Genomic DNA, 15,127 nt, shown 5'->3' with positions numbered 1-15,127 from the left:
TCTTTTTTATAAGAATTTTCAGGGTTTTAAACACTGTTCAATCTTTCATTTTCAAGGTTCAGTTTTTGTTGTTTGCTTGTCTCTCTCGAAACAGCTTGTATATTTTATCAAACTCTTTCATGTTTGTCAAGCACTTTTTTCATCTTTTTTCAAAGATTTTTCCGATTCAAAAATCGGAAGCGCAGAAGGAGGGATTTGAACCCTCGCGCCGCTATTAACGACCTGCACCCTTTCCAGGGGTGTCCCTTCAGCCTCTTGGGTACTTCTGCAAAGTACCGATGCCTGAACATCAGTTATATCATATTTAATTGGCAGGCCAATGTTTCTTGCCTGTCCAGCGGAGAGGGTGGGATTCGAACCCACGCGCCCTTGCGGACAAACGGTTTTCAAGACCGCCTCGTTATGACCACTTCGATACCTCTCCTCAAACGTGCTCTGCTATTTTAACAGAAGTTTTTCCGTTTGTCAAGAGCTTTTTGAAATTATTTTTTAATGTCTTAGCTGTGAACTCTCGTTTCGTCTGTTTCCGTTCAGCGCTGCAACGATTAATGATTCTACCACCAACATTTCATTCTGTCAACACTTTTTTCGAACTTTTTTTACATTTTTTTCAAATGCTGCCAAATTCCCCTGTTTTCTCACCATTTTCCGGTTATCCACGCCCATTTGAGCTGACGCTCGCAGAGACTTGGCGCGCTATTTTTCCGCCCTCCGATGTTCCAGAAGCGCCTCTGCAAGTACAAGATCTTCCGGCGTCGTGACTTTCAGATTCTCATAGCTTCCAGCGACCAGTTTCACTTTTTGCTGCGTACAGGTCTCCACAACCATCGCATCATCGGTGATTCCCTTCTGGAGAGACTCATCCTGCATCAGGCAGTCATAAGCCCCTCGCACAAGCTCATAGGAGAATGCCTGCGGGGTCTGAATCTGCCAGAGTTTCGAGCGATCCGGGGTTGCCTGTGCATACCCCGCCTCATCCGCAATCTTAATCGTATCCTTCACCGGCATTCCAGCTACGCATGCCTTCCACTCGATTGTCTCCTCCACAATCCGGTCAATCATCGATGCCGTAATCAGAGGACGTGCCCCATCATGGATCAGGACATAATCGCAGCCTTTGAGCGCCTTTAATCCCTCATAGACAGAGTGGTAGCGTTCTTTTCCACCCGGAACAACCGCACAAACTTTCTGAAGATGCATGGGGGCGAGAATCTCCCTGCGGACATACTCCTCCTCGCCCGCACCTACGACAAGCACAATCCGATCCACACAACTGTGTTCAAAGGCCTCGAGTGCATAACAGATCAGAGGACATCCCGCCAAGAGCAGATACTGCTTCTGAATCTGACTGTGCATCCGTTTCCCCTGTCCTCCGGCAAGTACCACTGCACCCGTTTTTTTTCCTGTATGCTCTACGCATTCCTGTAATGGCTCTCTCTGTTCTGTCGTCTGCATCCCGATTTCCCCCAGCATTTCTTTGTGAACAAATCTTTAATTATCAATTATCTTTATTGTCTTAGCTTAATTTCTTAATTTCTTAAATTCTCTTAACCGTCTCAGTGATCTCCATTATCCTATTGCTGTCTTAGCTGCCCTGTTTTTAGCGCTCTCCCAGTTTCAGATTCGGAACCGCATTCAAATCCCATCCATGACGGGTTCCCTTTATGTACTCGTAATAAGCTGCCACTCCAATCATTGCCGCATTATCTGTACAGAAAATCGGTGACGGATGGTAAAAATGGATTCCCGCCTTGTCACAGGCCGTCTGCATCGCTGTTCTGAGCGCAGAATTGGACGCAACTCCGCCGGCAATCGCCAGACGATCATATCCATAATTTTTTGCTGCAAGCACAGCACGGCTGACAAGTGCTTCAACGACTGCGTTCTGGAACGATGCCGCCAGATCCGGCACACAGATCTCCTCACCTGTCATCTTTGCCTTGTTGATATAGTTGAGAACCGCTGACTTGATTCCGCTGAAACTGAAGTCATACGGAGATCCCTCAACTTTTGCGCGCGGAAATTCCATTGCGTGAGGATTTCCTTCTCTCGCCGCCTTATCAATCTTCGGACCGCCCGGATATCCAAGTCCAACTGCACGTGCAACCTTGTCAAACGCCTCTCCCGCTGCATCATCGCGCGTTCTTCCGATAATCTCAAACTCCCCGTAATCTTTTACGATCACAAGATGCGTGTGTCCGCCTGAGACGATCAGGCACACGAACGGAGGCTCTAAATCCAGATTTTCAATATAGTTTGCGGACACATGTCCCTCGATATGATGAACACCGACAAGCGGCTTTTTCGCAGCGTAGGCGATTGCCTTTGCCTCCGCAACGCCGACAAGCAGAGCCCCCACAAGTCCCGGACCGTAAGTGACTCCGATTGCCGTAATATCATCCAAAGTCACATCCGCATCAGAAAGTGCCTGCTCAATCACCTGATTAATCTTCTCAATGTGTTTTCTCGACGCAATCTCCGGCACAACTCCGCCAAACTGGGTGTGCAGCGCAATCTGAGAAGAAATCACATTGGAAAGCACCTCCCTGCCGTTTTTCACAACCGAGGCTGCTGTCTCATCACAGGAGCTCTCAATTCCGAGAATCAAAACATCCTTCTTCTCTTTTTCTCTTGTACCTTCTTTTTTTCTCTCTGTGTCTTTCTCTGTATCTTTCTCTGTCTCTTTCTCTTCCATCATCATGATTCCTGCTTTTCTCCGCTTTCTTCCTCAAACATCAATTCCCTTGTCCAGCCATCTCTCGCTGCCTTTGCCCTCGGGAAAATCTTCTTCACCTTATCCATAAATTCATCCGGTCTTGTCAGGGACGGACTGTAATGCGTCAGCCACATCTCCCTCGGCTGTGCACGCCGCGCAAGATCTGCCGCCTCATACATCGTCATATGGCGATGTTCTCTCGCCTTTGCTTCTTTTCCATCCTCGCCGTACATTCCCTCACAGATAAAGAGATCTGCATCCTGCGCATACTCCGCAATCACCGGAACCGGACGCGTATCCGTGCAGTAAGTTACCTTGAGTCCCCTGCGATCCGGTCCGAGAACCATATCCGGCGTGTAGGTCACTCCGTCAATCTCTAAGGTCTCTCCCTTCTGGAGACGGCTCCACGCCTTCATCGGCACGCCCTGCGCCTTTGCTCTCTCTAAATCAAACTTTCCCGTTCTTGGAATAGAAATCGAGTATCCGTAACAGATTACATTGTGGTTGACGCGGTAGGCATCGATCGTGTACGGCCCGATTTTGAGCTGCTGTCTCTGCTCCTCAAGCTCGATAAACTGCAACGGAAACGGAAGTTCCGGCGCAATCACCCGCAGTGCTCCGACAACGCGCTCAAGCCCCTTCGGACCAATTAACGTCAGCGGTTCCGTGCGCTCCGCATTTCCCATCGTGAGCAGCAGTCCCGGAAGGCCACTGATGTGATCGGCATGATAATGGGTAAAACAGATGACATCAATCGGTTTCGGGCTCCATCCCTTTTCCTTTAACGCAACTTGGGTTCCTTCTCCACAGTCAATCAAAAGACTGCTTCCGTCACAGCGCGCCATCATGGCAGTCAGCCATCGGTACGGAAGAGGCATCATTCCTCCGGTTCCCAATAAACAAATATCTAACATAAATGTATGTTCCTCACTTCTGACAATTATGAACGACCCGAGTTTCTTCTCGTCGTTCACGCTTATCAAATGATAACACACCCTTTACATGAATTCAACCTGTTCCTCGGTCTCCACAGCAATCCGAAAACCCGAGATCAGCTCATCATAACACGATTCACACAAATCCCAGTGGTGTATCTCTCCATCTTTCTCGGAAAAAAAATTCCAGCTCTGACTCCCCTCAAAAAATCCCTCTTTCACAATTCCATCCTGCACAATCAGACGTTTTCCGCACTGGTTGCAGATCAGGGTGCGGATCTTCCCGCTTTCCGTATATCTCTTCAAATTCCTGTCCTCGCTCTCTTTTTGCGTTTTCTTCCTGCGCCTTTTCTCCTCCGCTGCTTATACATGTTCTGTCCTGTGTCACCTTAATATGCAAAGAAAAAAGGGTACCCTCCTGCTCGGGTACCCCTGCATTATAAACGCAAGCTTCTCTGTTTTTAAGTGGGAATTGATGTCAAATGAATGTCAATTTCCGCCGCTTTCCATCCGCTTCCACATGATCACGGCATCTTCTGTCGGATTATGGTAATATCCCTTTCTCACAGCCTCCGCACGAAATCCCCATGACTCATAAAGATGGCGGGCTGCAACGTTGCTCTCACGGACTTCCAGACTGATTGCAGTCACCTGTTCAAACGCAGATTTTTCCATCATGCTTCTCATCAGCTGACCTGCAATTCCCATTTTTCGAAACTCTGGTCTCACCGCAATTCTCTGCACTTCTCCCTCACCGGCAAGAATCCTTAAATTGCTGTATCCCAGAATTTGTCCGTCCTGCGCGAACACATAGTAGGTATCATAGGCACTGTAAAGACCGGATTCGAGAAGTTTATATGACCAGTTTTCAGAAAAACAGACCTGTTCCAACTCTGCAACCTGATCGAGGTCGCCCGCTTCCATCAGACGAATCACGACTGCACCTCTCTCCGGCTTTCACCTTCGCATTCACCTGCATTCTTCTTTGTGCTTCCATCTCCGACGGAATGACCCGCTGCAAGTTCCGCAACCTTTCCCTGGCGTTTTGCCTCCTCAAGCTCTCTCTCCGCCTGTGCCTTGCGCAGATAATCCGGCTTGTGCTCCATTGCACTCTCCGTCTTTCCCTCCGCAAAATAAACCGCTCCAAGCGCTGCCACACTCGCCGCACGCTGACGGCTGCACTGTGCCGGTGCAAAAGAGTACGGAATCTCAAGATTTTCTTTCAGGATCTGGGCACTGACCGGAACGCCATCCCCGAGGAAAATCACACGCTCTCCATACTTATTCAGCTCTCGCGCAAGTTCCCTGACATCCATTGCACACGGCTCCATCACCGTCTCAAATTCCTGCTCAAAGCGATAGATTCCCGTATACACCTGACTGCGCCGTGCATCCATCATCGGACAGATCAGTGCGGAGGTTCCGTACAGGTTATATGCCATCGCATCGAGAGTCGGCACATGGATCAGCGGTTTCTTCAGCGCAAGGCCAAGTCCCTTCGCCGTGGCAGATCCGATTCGCAGACCGGTAAAGGATCCCGGACCTCCGGAAACCGCAATCGCATCGATCTCATTCAGATCAAGCTCCAGCATCCGGCACACCTCATCAATCATCGGAAGCAGAGTCTGTGAATGTGTCTTTTTAAAATTTACCGTGTACTCTGCCGTCACCACTTCGTCTGTGACAACCGCCACAGATGCAACGAGAGATGAACTTTCAATTCCCAAAATTTTCATAAATAAAATCCTCTCAATAAATCCTCTCAATTTTTTATTTCAGTTTCATTATAAAAGCCAAACAAACTTAGTAAATCTAACCAATTCAATCCATTTAACAAACCTAATAAACGCTGATCTTTCTGTAATCAAATCCCTGCTCAAGATCTTTCTCAATCCGAATGTGAATCACATTTTCCGGCAAAATTTCCGGCACAAGCTGTGCCCACTCAATCAGGCAGACTCCATTTCCATAGAAACAATCCTCATACCCGATCTCATCCATCTCACTCACATCTCCGATTCGATAAACATCAAAATGATACAGTGGGAGGCGTCCCTCCTCATACTGCTGTACAATCGTGAATGTCGGGCTGTTTACCGGTCCCTCGATTCCGAGCCCCGCCGCAAAACCCTGAGTGAAAACGGTTTTTCCCACTCCGAGATCTCCATCCAGACAATAAATCTGTCCCGGCTGTGCATTCTTGCCCATCTCGAATCCAAACGCATACGTCTCCTCCGGCCCGTTTGTTATTTTTTCCATCGCCTGCATCTCTTGTTATCCCTTCTGTCCTGTCCTTCTTACTTAGCTATTTCTCACTTATCTATTTCTTACTTATTTATCTTTCTTACTCTTCTTGTCTTTACTTTCTTCTTAATTCTTATCCTTACCTTGATTATCCTTACCTTGATCTTGTGATCCCGCTTATCCCGGTCTGCCTGATCTACCTGATCTGCTGATTCTCTTTCTTTTTTATTTATTGATCTTCATGGTGAGAGCAATCCGCTTTTTCGCAAGATCCACGCTGAGGACTTTTACCTCCACGATGTCTCCGACACTGACTGCCTCAAGAGGATGGCGAATATACCTGTCTGTCATCTGTGAAATATGCACAAGTCCATCCTGGTGAACTCCGATATCGACAAAAGCTCCGAAATCAATGACATTTCTCACCGTTCCCTGAAGGATCATTCCGGGTTTTAAATCTTTCATCTCCATAACGTCTGTCCGAAGAATCGGCTTTGGCATCTCCTCTCGCGGATCTCTCCCCGGCTTCTCCAGTTCCTTCACAATATCCCGCAGTGTCACTTCACCGATTCCAAGCTCCTCAGCCAGCTTTCCGTAATCAGAAATCTTCCTGTCAAGACCGGAAACTCCGCCTTTTGCAAGATCCTCCACTCCATATCCCATCTTTTTGAGCAGCTTCTGCGCCGGTCCATAGCTCTCCGGGTGTACGGAGGTCGCATCGAGAGGATTCTTTCCTCCACTGATTCTAAGAAATCCCGCACACTGTTCATATGCCTTCGGTCCGAGTTTTGCAACTTTCAAAAGCTGTTTTCTCTCTGTAAATGCGCCGTTCTCCTCGCGGTAATCCACAATATTTTTCGCGATCGTCTTCGTGATTCCGGAGATATACCCGAGAAGCGGGGCGGACGCCGTGTTTAAATCCACTCCAACGCGGTTTACACAGTCCTCCACGACACCACCGAGCGCAGCACTCAGATTTTTCTGGTTCATATCGTGCTGATACTGTCCGACACCGATCGAGGCCGGATCGATCTTTACGAGTTCCGCAAGCGGATCCTGAAGGCGTCTCGCAATCGAGGCTGCACTTCTCTGTCCGACATCGAAATTCGGAAATTCTTCCGTCGCCAGCTTGCTCGCCGAGTAGACAGACGCTCCCGCCTCATTGACAATCACATACGAGACCTTTTCCGGAATTTCTCTTAAAAGCTCCACAATAATCTTTTCCGACTCTCTCGAAGCAGTTCCATTTCCCACAGAGATCAGGGAGATTCCATACTTGTGAATCAGATTTTTTAAGATCTTCTTTGACTCCTCCACCTTGTTCTGCGGGGCAGTCGGGAAAATTACGGTTGTGTCGAGAACTTTTCCCGTCGGATCCACAACCGCAAGTTTACATCCCGTCCGAAACGCAGGATCCCATCCGAGAACCACTTTTCCTGCGATCGGAGGCTGCATCAGAAGCTGCTGAAGATTTTTTCCAAAGACATGAATCGCTCCGGCTTCCGCCTGTTCCGTCAGGCTTCCCCGGATCTCCCGCTCAATCGCCGGGGCAATCAGGCGTGCATAGCTGTCCTGAATCGCCTCTGAAAGAATCTCCCTTGTGTGCGGATTCGGATTCTTTCCGCGAATCACCTGACGTTCCAGATAAGCCAGAATCTCCTCCTGCGGTGCCTCAATCCGGACGCTCAGAATCTTCTCTTTTTCTCCGCGGTTGAGCGCAAGCACACGATGACCGGCGCACTTTTTGACCGGCTCCTGATAAGAATAATACATCTCATACACGGATTCCTGCTTCTCATCTTTTGCGCTCGAGACAATCAGTCCTCTGTCCATCGTCGCCCGGCGAATCCAGGTTCGGTAATCCGCCTGATCAGAAATGTGCTCTGCAAGAATATCTCTTGCTCCGTCAAGCGCTGTCTGCACATCCGGCACTTCCTTTTCCGGTGCGACATATGCCTGTGCCATTTTACGCAAATCCTCATCCATCTTCTGGAGAAGAATCAGATTGGCGAGCGGTTCAAGTCCCCGCTCCTTTGCAATCATCGCCCTCGTCCTCCGCTTTGGACGATACGGCAGATAGAGATCCTCAACTGCGACCATCGTCTCAGCTGCGCGGATCTTTTCCTCCAGCTCCGGTGTAAGTTTTCCCTGTTCGCGGATCGTCGATAGCACCTGCTCTTTCTTTTCTTCAAGAGCGCGCAGATACTTCAACCGCTCATCCAGATTTCTAAGCACCTCATCATTCAGGGATCCCGTGACTTCTTTGCGGTAACGGGCGATAAACGGGATGGTATTTCCCTCATCAATCAATCGAACTGCCGCCTCTGCCTGCTTATAGCCGATCTGCAATTCTTCCTGCAAAACTTTTATAATATCCATATGCTTCCATATATCCTGTCTGATATTCTATATAAAAACTGTATCATACGGAATTTCCATTTCCAGTTCTGAAAATTCCTACATACAAATCGTAATCATTGTACCTCATATCAGATTCAGATTCAAGTCGGCCCTTGAGGTTGATTTCGTTTTGTGCTACAATGGCGATACTATTTTGTCGAAGTTCAGAAACTTTCTACCCGTATACAGTAACACCATTTTCTGCAAAATGATTAAGAAAGCAATAAGAGAGGTACCTTATCCCATGACACCATCTGAATCACCAAAGTCCGCATTCCATATCTGCGCTACCATCAGTCTGCTCTGCGGCATTCTCGGCATTTTCTCATTTTTTTATCCGCCGATCCAGCTGATTTTCGGCTCATCCGCACTGATTCTCGCCTATGTATCCAAAAACAGCGGATCCCTGCGCGCTCCTGCCATCGCCGGAATCATTCTTGGAATCCTGTGCATCATCTCAAGTTTCGTGATTTTCAAGGAGTATGTGTGGCTCATGGATCTGCTCGATGATCCCGCCTCCTCAGCAGAAATCAAGGCAATGTTTGAAGAGTACCGGGAACTGATTGAACAGGCTCTCCCCATCCCGACTACCTGACAAAATTCATCAGAAACACTTCACTCAAACCAAAAAATCTATCAGATTCTCGTTATATCAAGGAAACAAAAAAACACCGGCATCTTCCCTGAACTTATCCCAGGAAATATGTCGGTGTTTTTATTTGAAACTGTAAACTGTAACCAGAAATATAAATCTTGAGATTTCTTAGATTCTCGCACGGATAAACTGAAGCACCTCAGCCTCAAGTTCAGCCTTCTTTGCCATGAAAGAAGACTCCGTCATCTCCTCGGTCAGAACTGCAAACTCTCCGGTTCCGTCGAGAACAATCTTCTCAACTTTTCCGAATGCCTCCTCAACCGTCTTTTCCTTATCTGCTAAGGTACCTGCAATACGAACGAAGTAACGGTGGCGGGAAGACAGCATCGGCGCAATCTCAAGGCGCTTTGCATCCCAGCCGAGACGGACATTCTGATTCAGATTCTGGGCCTCCTCAATGATGTCTGCGACAACCGCACTTGCAGTCGGGAGCTTTCCTGCACCGCTTCCGTAGTACATGGAAGTTCCGAGCATGTTGCCCTCAACGAGAATTCCGTTAAATACATCGCTGACCATGTAGAGCGGATGATCTTTTCCGATCATCACCGGTGCTACCCATGCATGTACCTTGTCACCATCAACCTGACTTGTTCCGAACAGTTTTACAGAGGTTCCCATCTTCTCTGCATAGCGGAAATCCATATCCGTGATCTTTGTGATTCCCTCGGTGTAGATATCCTCGTAATTGACTTCATGGCCGGTTGCCATTGCGGTCAGAATTGCGATCTTGCGGCAGGTATCATGACCTTCCACATCTGCCTCCGGATTGCGCTCTGCGTAGCCGAGATCCTGCGCCTCTTTCAGGGCAGACTCAAATGTCGCTCCGCATTTATCCATCTTCGTCAGGATGTAGTTCGTCGTACCGTTCAGGATTCCGGTGATCTCCTCGATCTTCTCTCCGTTCAGGCAGCGATACAGCGGGCGGATAATCGGGATACCGCCTCCAACGCTTGCCTCAAACATAAAGTTTACGGATTTCTCACGTGCGATCTCAAGAAGCTCGGTTCCGTAAGCTGCCACCAGTGCCTTGTTGGAAGTCGTCACATTCTTTCCTGCCAGCAGGCACGCCTTTACAAACGGATAGGACGGATTTAAGCCCCCCATTGTCTCCACCACAATGCTGATCTCCGGATCCTCCTCGATCACCTTGAAATCATGGATGATCTTGTCAGCGACCGGGCTGTCCGGAAAATCTCTCAGATCCAGCACATACTTTAATGCCACTTCCTCACCGACTGCCGCTACAATCTTCTCTCTGTTCTGCTCAAGAACCTCCGCAACACCGGAACCGATTGTGCCATAACCCATGATTGCTACCTGTATCATTGTCTCTTCCTCACTTTTCTCTGGTTTTCCCGGCCTGCTTATTCTCTGGCCAGAATCTTAACGTAATGAATGCCCTGCTGTTCCTCAATCTCCTCCACCATCTTTGATACATTTCCGGTGTTGGATTTGACCTCGACAGACAGAGTCAGCGTCGCCACGCCATTGACGGGAATACTCTGGTGAATCGTAAGAATGTTCGCCTTATAAACTGCTACAATGTGAAGCAGATCGGAGAGGAGCCCCTGCTCATCATCCATCTGAACCACAAATGTGACTGTTTTTCCCTTTGTGTTGTCATAGAACGGAAAGATGTCATCCTTGTACTTGTAAAAAGAGCTGCGGCTCAAGCCGACCCGTTCTGTGGCATCCTGCACCGTCAGCGCCCGCTCCGATTCGAGAAGCCTTTTCGCTTCCACAACCTTCAACAGTACTTCCGGCACCGCTTTCTGCTTTACCACAAAATACTTGCTCTTTTCCTCTGCCATCTCTGATTTCCCTCCGTCGTTTGTTCGTGTAACAAGCACACTTGTGCTCATGTGGAAGATATTAGCACAAAAAGAAACAGGATGCAAGCATTTTATAACATGCATCCTGTTTTCCATGATATTCATTCGCCGCATCATACAGAATTTCCATTCAGAAAATTTCTGCAAGCGTCTGTCCGCTTAATCTTCCGATGCAGTTCTTCTGTCCGGACATCCCAGACTCAGCCAGCGCAGGTATGCGCTGATGAACGGATCGAGATCTCCGTCGAGAACAGCGCTGACGTTTCCGGTCTCCTCGCCGGTGCGCAGATCCTTGACCATTGTGTATGGCTGAAGAACGTAAGAGCGGATCTGGCTGCCCCAGCCGTTCTCCATGACTTCTCCTCGGATATCGGAGAGTTTCTCCGCATTCTCCTGCTGTTTGAGCATATACAGCTTTGCTTTCAGCATCTGCATCGCCTTATCCTTGTTCTGGAACTGGGAACGCTCATTCTGGCACTGTACCACGATTCCAGTCGGAAGATGCGTGATACGGATTGCAGAAGAAGTCTTATTGATATGCTGTCCGCCGGCACCGCTCGAGCGATAGGTATCGATTCGCAGATCATCCGGATTGATATCCACATCCAGATCTTCCTCGATATCCGGCATCACATCACAGGAAACGAAAGAGGTCTGGCGCTTTCCTGCCGCATTGAACGGGGAGATGCGCACAAGACGATGCACACCTCTCTCGGACTTGAGATAGCCGAACGCATTCTCGCCGTTGATCTGGATCGTCACAGACTTGATTCCAGCCTCATCACCGTCCAGATAGTCGAGAACTTCCGTCTTGAATCCCATCTTGTCTGCCCAACGGCAGTACATGCGGTAGAGCATGCCGCACCAGTCACAGGACTCCGTTCCGCCTGCACCTGCATTCAGGCGCAGGATGGCATTGTAGCGGTCATACTCGCCGGAGAGCAGAGTCTCCATGCGGAGTTTCTCAAGGTTGTGCTCAAGTTCTGCAAGCATCTCCTCAATCTCCGGAATCACAGAGGTATCGTTCTCCTCATTTCCCATATCAATCATCACCTGGATATCCTCATACTGCTGCTCCAGACCATGATAAAGCTCCACGGTGTCCTTGAGATTCTTCGCCTCCTGCACGAGCTTTGCAGAGCGCTCTGCGTTGTCCCAGAATCCCGGCTCCTCCATGGATTTGTCTAACTCATCGATTCGTCTGACCTTGTTGTCCAGGTCAAAGTGAATCCCTCACTTCCACTAATGGTTTTTCGAATGTTGATAATTTGTACTTGTACGGATCAAGCTCGACCATTGTGTCACCCACTTTCATTTTTATATTTTTAAAGCACACCGGTTTTTACACCAGTTTTCTTCCACAGCACTGCTTATACTTCTTACCGCTTCCGCACGGACACGGATCATTCGGGTAAATCTTCTGCTCTTCTCTCTTCTTCGGAGCCTGAACAGTGGACTCATCGCGGTTTGTTCCGGTCACCTTCGCAGCCGGCTCACGCTCAAGTTTCTGCTCAACACGGATGTGGAACAGGATGCGGACGGTCTCCTCGGTGATCGCAGCGGTCATCGCCTCGAACATCTCATACGCGCTCATCTTGTACTCGACAACCGGATCACGCTGGCCGTAAGCCTGCAGACCGATTCCCTCGCGGAGCTGGTCCATATCGTCGATGTGGTTCATCCACTTGTTGTCGATTACCTTGAGCAGAACGACACGCTCAATCTCACGTACCTGCTCAGCATCCGGGAACTGTGCTTCCTTCTCCTCGTAGAGCTTGATTGCCTCTTCCTTGAGCATGTGCTTTAACTCATTCTTCTTGCTGACCGGATGATTCTCAGCACTGATCGGCTGAAGCGGAATCACCGGAGTCAGAAGGTTGTTGAGCTCTGCCCAATCCCAGTCAGATGCATTCTGCTCATCGGAGATCGACATATCCACTGCATTCTCCACGATGTCAGTGATCATCTTCAGAACGAGATCACGCATATTGTCGCCGTCAAGAACTTTCCGGCGCTCTGCATAGATGATCTCACGCTGCTCGTTGTTGACCTCATCATACTTGAGCAGGTTCTCACGCAGACCGTAGTTGTTCGTCTCGATCTTCATCTGAGCCTTCTCGATTGCACTTGAGAGCATCTTGTGCTCAATCTGCTCGCCTTCCGGCACACCAAGAGCCTCAAACATCTTCATCAGACGCTCAGAACCGAACAGACGCATCAGATCATCCTCTAAGGAGATGTAGAAACGGGACTCACCCGGATCTCCCTGACGGCCGGAACGACCACGCAGCTGGTTATCGATTCGTCTTGACTCATGACGCTCGGTACCGATTACTTTCAGTCCGCCTGCTGCTCTTGCCTCTTCATCAAGCTTGATATCGGTACCACGGCCTGCCATGTTCGTCGCGATCGTGACTGCTCCGTGTACACCTGCATCTGCAACGATCTCTGCCTCGAGCTCATGGAACTTTGCATTCAGGACTTTGTGCGGAATTCCGTGCTTCTTGAGCATCTTGCTCAAAAGCTCAGAAGTCTCGATCGTGATCGTGCCAACCAGAACCGGCTGTCCCTTTGCGTGTGCTTCCTCAACCTCTTTCACAACGGCATCGAATTTCTCTTTCTTTGTCTTGTAAACGGCATCCTCGTGGTCGATACGCTGTACCGGACGGTTTGTCGGAATTGCGATTGCATCCATGCCGTAAGTGTTACGGAACTCCTTCTCCTCGGTCAGAGCCGTACCGGTCATACCGGATTTCTTCTTGAACTTGTTGAAGAAGTTCTGGAACGTGATCGTCGCAAGCGTCTTGCTCTCACGGCGCACATTTACATGCTCCTTCGCCTCAATTGCCTGATGCAGACCATCGGAATAACGACGGCCCGGCATGATACGTCCCGTAAACTCATCGACGATCAGAACCTCGTCATCCTTTACGACGTAGTCCTTATCGCGGTGCATCAGGTAGTTTGCACGCAGTGCGAGGATGATATTGTGCTGGATCTCCAGATTCTCCGGATCTGCAAGGTTGTCGATGTGGAAATACTCCTCGACCTTGCGCACACCTTCCTCAGTCAGGTTTACCACCTTATCCTTCTCATTGACGATGAAGTCACCGGTCTCCTCAATGTCCTCGCCCATGATCGCATTCATCTTTGTGAACTCACCGGAAGCCTCGCCCTTCTCGAGCTGATGAGCCAGCACATCGCAGACCTCATACAGCTTTGTGGACTTGCCGCTCTGACCGGAAATGATCAGAGGGGTTCTCGCCTCATCGATCAGGACAGAGTCGACCTCATCGATGATCGCATACTCAAGACCTCTTAAAACCATCTGCTCCTTGTAGATCGCCATGTTGTCACGCAGATAGTCGAATCCGAGCTCATTGTTCGTCACATAAGTGATATCGCAGGCATATGCCTTCTTGCGCTCCTCAGAAGTCATCGGGTTTAAAACGATACCAACGCTCAGGCCAAGGAACTCGTGAACCTGTCCCATCCACTCTGCATCTCGTTTTGCCAGGTAGTCGTTGACGGTGACAATGTGAACTCCTTTTCCGGTCAGTGCATTCAGGTATGCCGGAGCGGTCGACACGAGGGTCTTACCTTCACCGGTTCTCATCTCTGCGATACGTCCCTGATGAAGAACGATACCACCGATGAGCTGTACCGGATAATGCTCCATCTTCAGCACTCGCTTTGCAGCCTCACGGACAGTCGCAAATGCCTCTGGCAGAAGATCATCGAGAGTCTCTCCATTTGCCAGTCTCTCTTTGAAAATACGGGTGTTGTCGCGCAGCTGCTCATCCGTAAGTTCTCCCATCTTGGGCCGCAGCGCCTCAATCTTGTCCACAATCGGATAAATCATCTTGAGTTCCCGCTCGCTGTGGGTGCCAAATAATTTCTCTATGAGATTCATAAATTCTGTCTCCTAAACATTTTTCTTTCCAGCCAGACAATTATAGTCTGACCCATTTTACAGTCAATCCTAGTCATTGTAACACTAACCCTTGATTTATTCAAGTTTTCCCCTCCTACTTCACAAAAAATTAACCTCTTTTTTGTTTCATTTTCCGCCTCTGTCTTTTATTTTTCCCACTTTTTGGTGAAAATAAGGCAGAATCTATGCAGAGATGAAACAGAAAGTGAACCATCTTTGTCTCAATCTATTCCTCAGTTCTGTTTTTCTGCGGATTATATTTTTTCAATACTATAAATGAGCAAGTTCGTGATTTTGCATAAAAGAAAGACACCTTGAATTCGATTATGTTGTATAATGAAAGTGCCCAAACTAACATTTACAGCATTCACGAAAGAAGGTGTCTCCTGCAAATACTATACATCATTCAGC

The 15,127-nt window shown here is 48.7% G+C and carries 14 protein-coding genes and 2 tRNA genes; 2 read left to right on the top strand and 14 right to left on the bottom strand.

Annotation, left to right across the window (positions count from 1 at the left end; all coding sequences use genetic code 11):
• Nucleotides 1–199, top strand: a 199-nt coding sequence (locus tag ACR0QE_RS11175) for a hypothetical protein (protein WP_432628431.1), incomplete at its 5' end; no start/stop codon positions are given.
• On the opposite strand, the gene ACR0QE_RS11170 is transcribed toward ACR0QE_RS11175, so the two are convergent.
• From ACR0QE_RS11170 to ACR0QE_RS11125, 10 genes are all read right to left on the bottom strand, one after another.
• Nucleotides 181–269: transfer RNA gene (locus ACR0QE_RS11170), tRNA-Ser, on the bottom strand. The two genes, ACR0QE_RS11175 and ACR0QE_RS11170, sit on opposite strands and share 19 nt — an antisense overlap.
• 69 nt (nt 270–338) lie before the next feature.
• Nucleotides 339–424: transfer RNA gene (locus tag ACR0QE_RS11165), tRNA-Ser, on the bottom strand.
• Between the two features lie 272 nt (nt 425–696).
• Complete coding sequence (gene ispD / locus ACR0QE_RS11160) at nt 697–1,455, bottom strand: 2-C-methyl-D-erythritol 4-phosphate cytidylyltransferase (protein WP_432628430.1); 759 nt, start codon at nt 1,453–1,455, stop codon at nt 697–699.
• Between the two features lie 145 nt (nt 1,456–1,600).
• Complete coding sequence (gene tsaD, locus ACR0QE_RS11155; RefSeq protein ID WP_432628429.1) at nt 1,601–2,701, bottom strand: tRNA (adenosine(37)-N6)-threonylcarbamoyltransferase complex transferase subunit TsaD; 1,101 nt, start codon at nt 2,699–2,701, stop codon at nt 1,601–1,603.
• Entirely contained in the window at nt 2,698–3,630 is a 933-nt protein-coding gene (locus ACR0QE_RS11150; protein ID WP_432628428.1) for a ribonuclease Z, read from the bottom strand. Before ACR0QE_RS11150 ends, tsaD begins: the two co-directional genes overlap by 4 nt.
• An 84-nt stretch (nt 3,631–3,714) precedes the next feature.
• Nucleotides 3,715–3,957 carry a hypothetical protein gene (locus ACR0QE_RS11145; RefSeq protein ID WP_432628427.1) on the bottom strand — a complete coding sequence of 81 codons (243 nt, stop codon included), beginning with the start codon at nt 3,955–3,957 and terminating at the stop codon, nt 3,715–3,717.
• 183 nt (nt 3,958–4,140) lie between these two features.
• Nucleotides 4,141–4,575 carry a ribosomal protein S18-alanine N-acetyltransferase gene (rimI, locus tag ACR0QE_RS11140; RefSeq protein WP_432628432.1) on the bottom strand — a complete coding sequence of 145 codons (435 nt, stop codon included), beginning with the start codon at nt 4,573–4,575 and terminating at the stop codon, nt 4,141–4,143.
• Between the two features lie 8 nt (nt 4,576–4,583).
• On the bottom strand, nt 4,584–5,387 hold the full coding sequence (tsaB, locus tag ACR0QE_RS11135; RefSeq protein WP_432628426.1) for a tRNA (adenosine(37)-N6)-threonylcarbamoyltransferase complex dimerization subunit type 1 TsaB: 804 nt from the start codon (nt 5,385–5,387) through the stop codon (nt 4,584–4,586).
• Nucleotides 5,388–5,490: 103 nt separating this feature from the next.
• On the bottom strand, nt 5,491–5,910 hold the full coding sequence (tsaE, locus tag ACR0QE_RS11130; RefSeq protein WP_432628425.1) for a tRNA (adenosine(37)-N6)-threonylcarbamoyltransferase complex ATPase subunit type 1 TsaE: 420 nt from the start codon (nt 5,908–5,910) through the stop codon (nt 5,491–5,493).
• A 210-nt stretch (nt 5,911–6,120) separates the two neighbouring features.
• Nucleotides 6,121–8,274: a Tex family protein gene (locus ACR0QE_RS11125; RefSeq protein WP_432628424.1), complete on the bottom strand. Its 2,154-nt coding sequence runs from the start codon at nt 8,272–8,274 to the stop codon at nt 6,121–6,123.
• Between the two features lie 265 nt (nt 8,275–8,539).
• Between ACR0QE_RS11125 and ACR0QE_RS11120 the strand changes: the two genes are divergently transcribed.
• Nucleotides 8,540–8,890, top strand: a complete 351-nt coding sequence (locus ACR0QE_RS11120) for a hypothetical protein (protein ID WP_432628423.1) — start codon at nt 8,540–8,542, stop codon at nt 8,888–8,890.
• A 168-nt stretch (nt 8,891–9,058) separates the two neighbouring features.
• On the opposite strand, the gene ACR0QE_RS11115 is transcribed toward ACR0QE_RS11120, so the two are convergent.
• From ACR0QE_RS11115 to secA, 4 genes are all read right to left on the bottom strand, one after another.
• Nucleotides 9,059–10,276: a homoserine dehydrogenase gene (locus tag ACR0QE_RS11115; RefSeq protein WP_432628422.1), complete on the bottom strand. Its 1,218-nt coding sequence runs from the start codon at nt 10,274–10,276 to the stop codon at nt 9,059–9,061.
• A gap of 38 nt (nt 10,277–10,314) precedes the next feature.
• Nucleotides 10,315–10,761: an ACT domain-containing protein gene (locus tag ACR0QE_RS11110; protein ID WP_177978350.1), complete on the bottom strand. Its 447-nt coding sequence runs from the start codon at nt 10,759–10,761 to the stop codon at nt 10,315–10,317.
• Nucleotides 10,762–10,941: 180 nt separating this feature from the next.
• A protein-coding gene (prfB, locus tag ACR0QE_RS11105; RefSeq protein WP_432628421.1) for a peptide chain release factor 2 occupies nt 10,942–12,079 on the bottom strand; the annotation gives its coding sequence in 2 pieces (ribosomal slippage) (nt 10,942–12,003 and nt 12,005–12,079; 1,137 coding nt in all).
• 45 nt (nt 12,080–12,124) lie between these two features.
• Nucleotides 12,125–14,695: a preprotein translocase subunit SecA gene (gene secA, locus ACR0QE_RS11100; RefSeq protein ID WP_432628420.1), complete on the bottom strand. Its 2,571-nt coding sequence runs from the start codon at nt 14,693–14,695 to the stop codon at nt 12,125–12,127.
• Between the last annotated feature and the right edge of the window lie 432 nt (nt 14,696–15,127).

The sequence above is a fragment of the Brotaphodocola sp. genome (assembly GCF_050873065.1).
Taxonomy (GTDB): domain Bacteria; phylum Bacillota; class Clostridia; order Lachnospirales; family Lachnospiraceae; genus Brotaphodocola.
The sequence above is the reverse complement of the archived record's forward strand: the minus strand, read 5'-3'. Positions and strand labels throughout refer to the sequence as shown.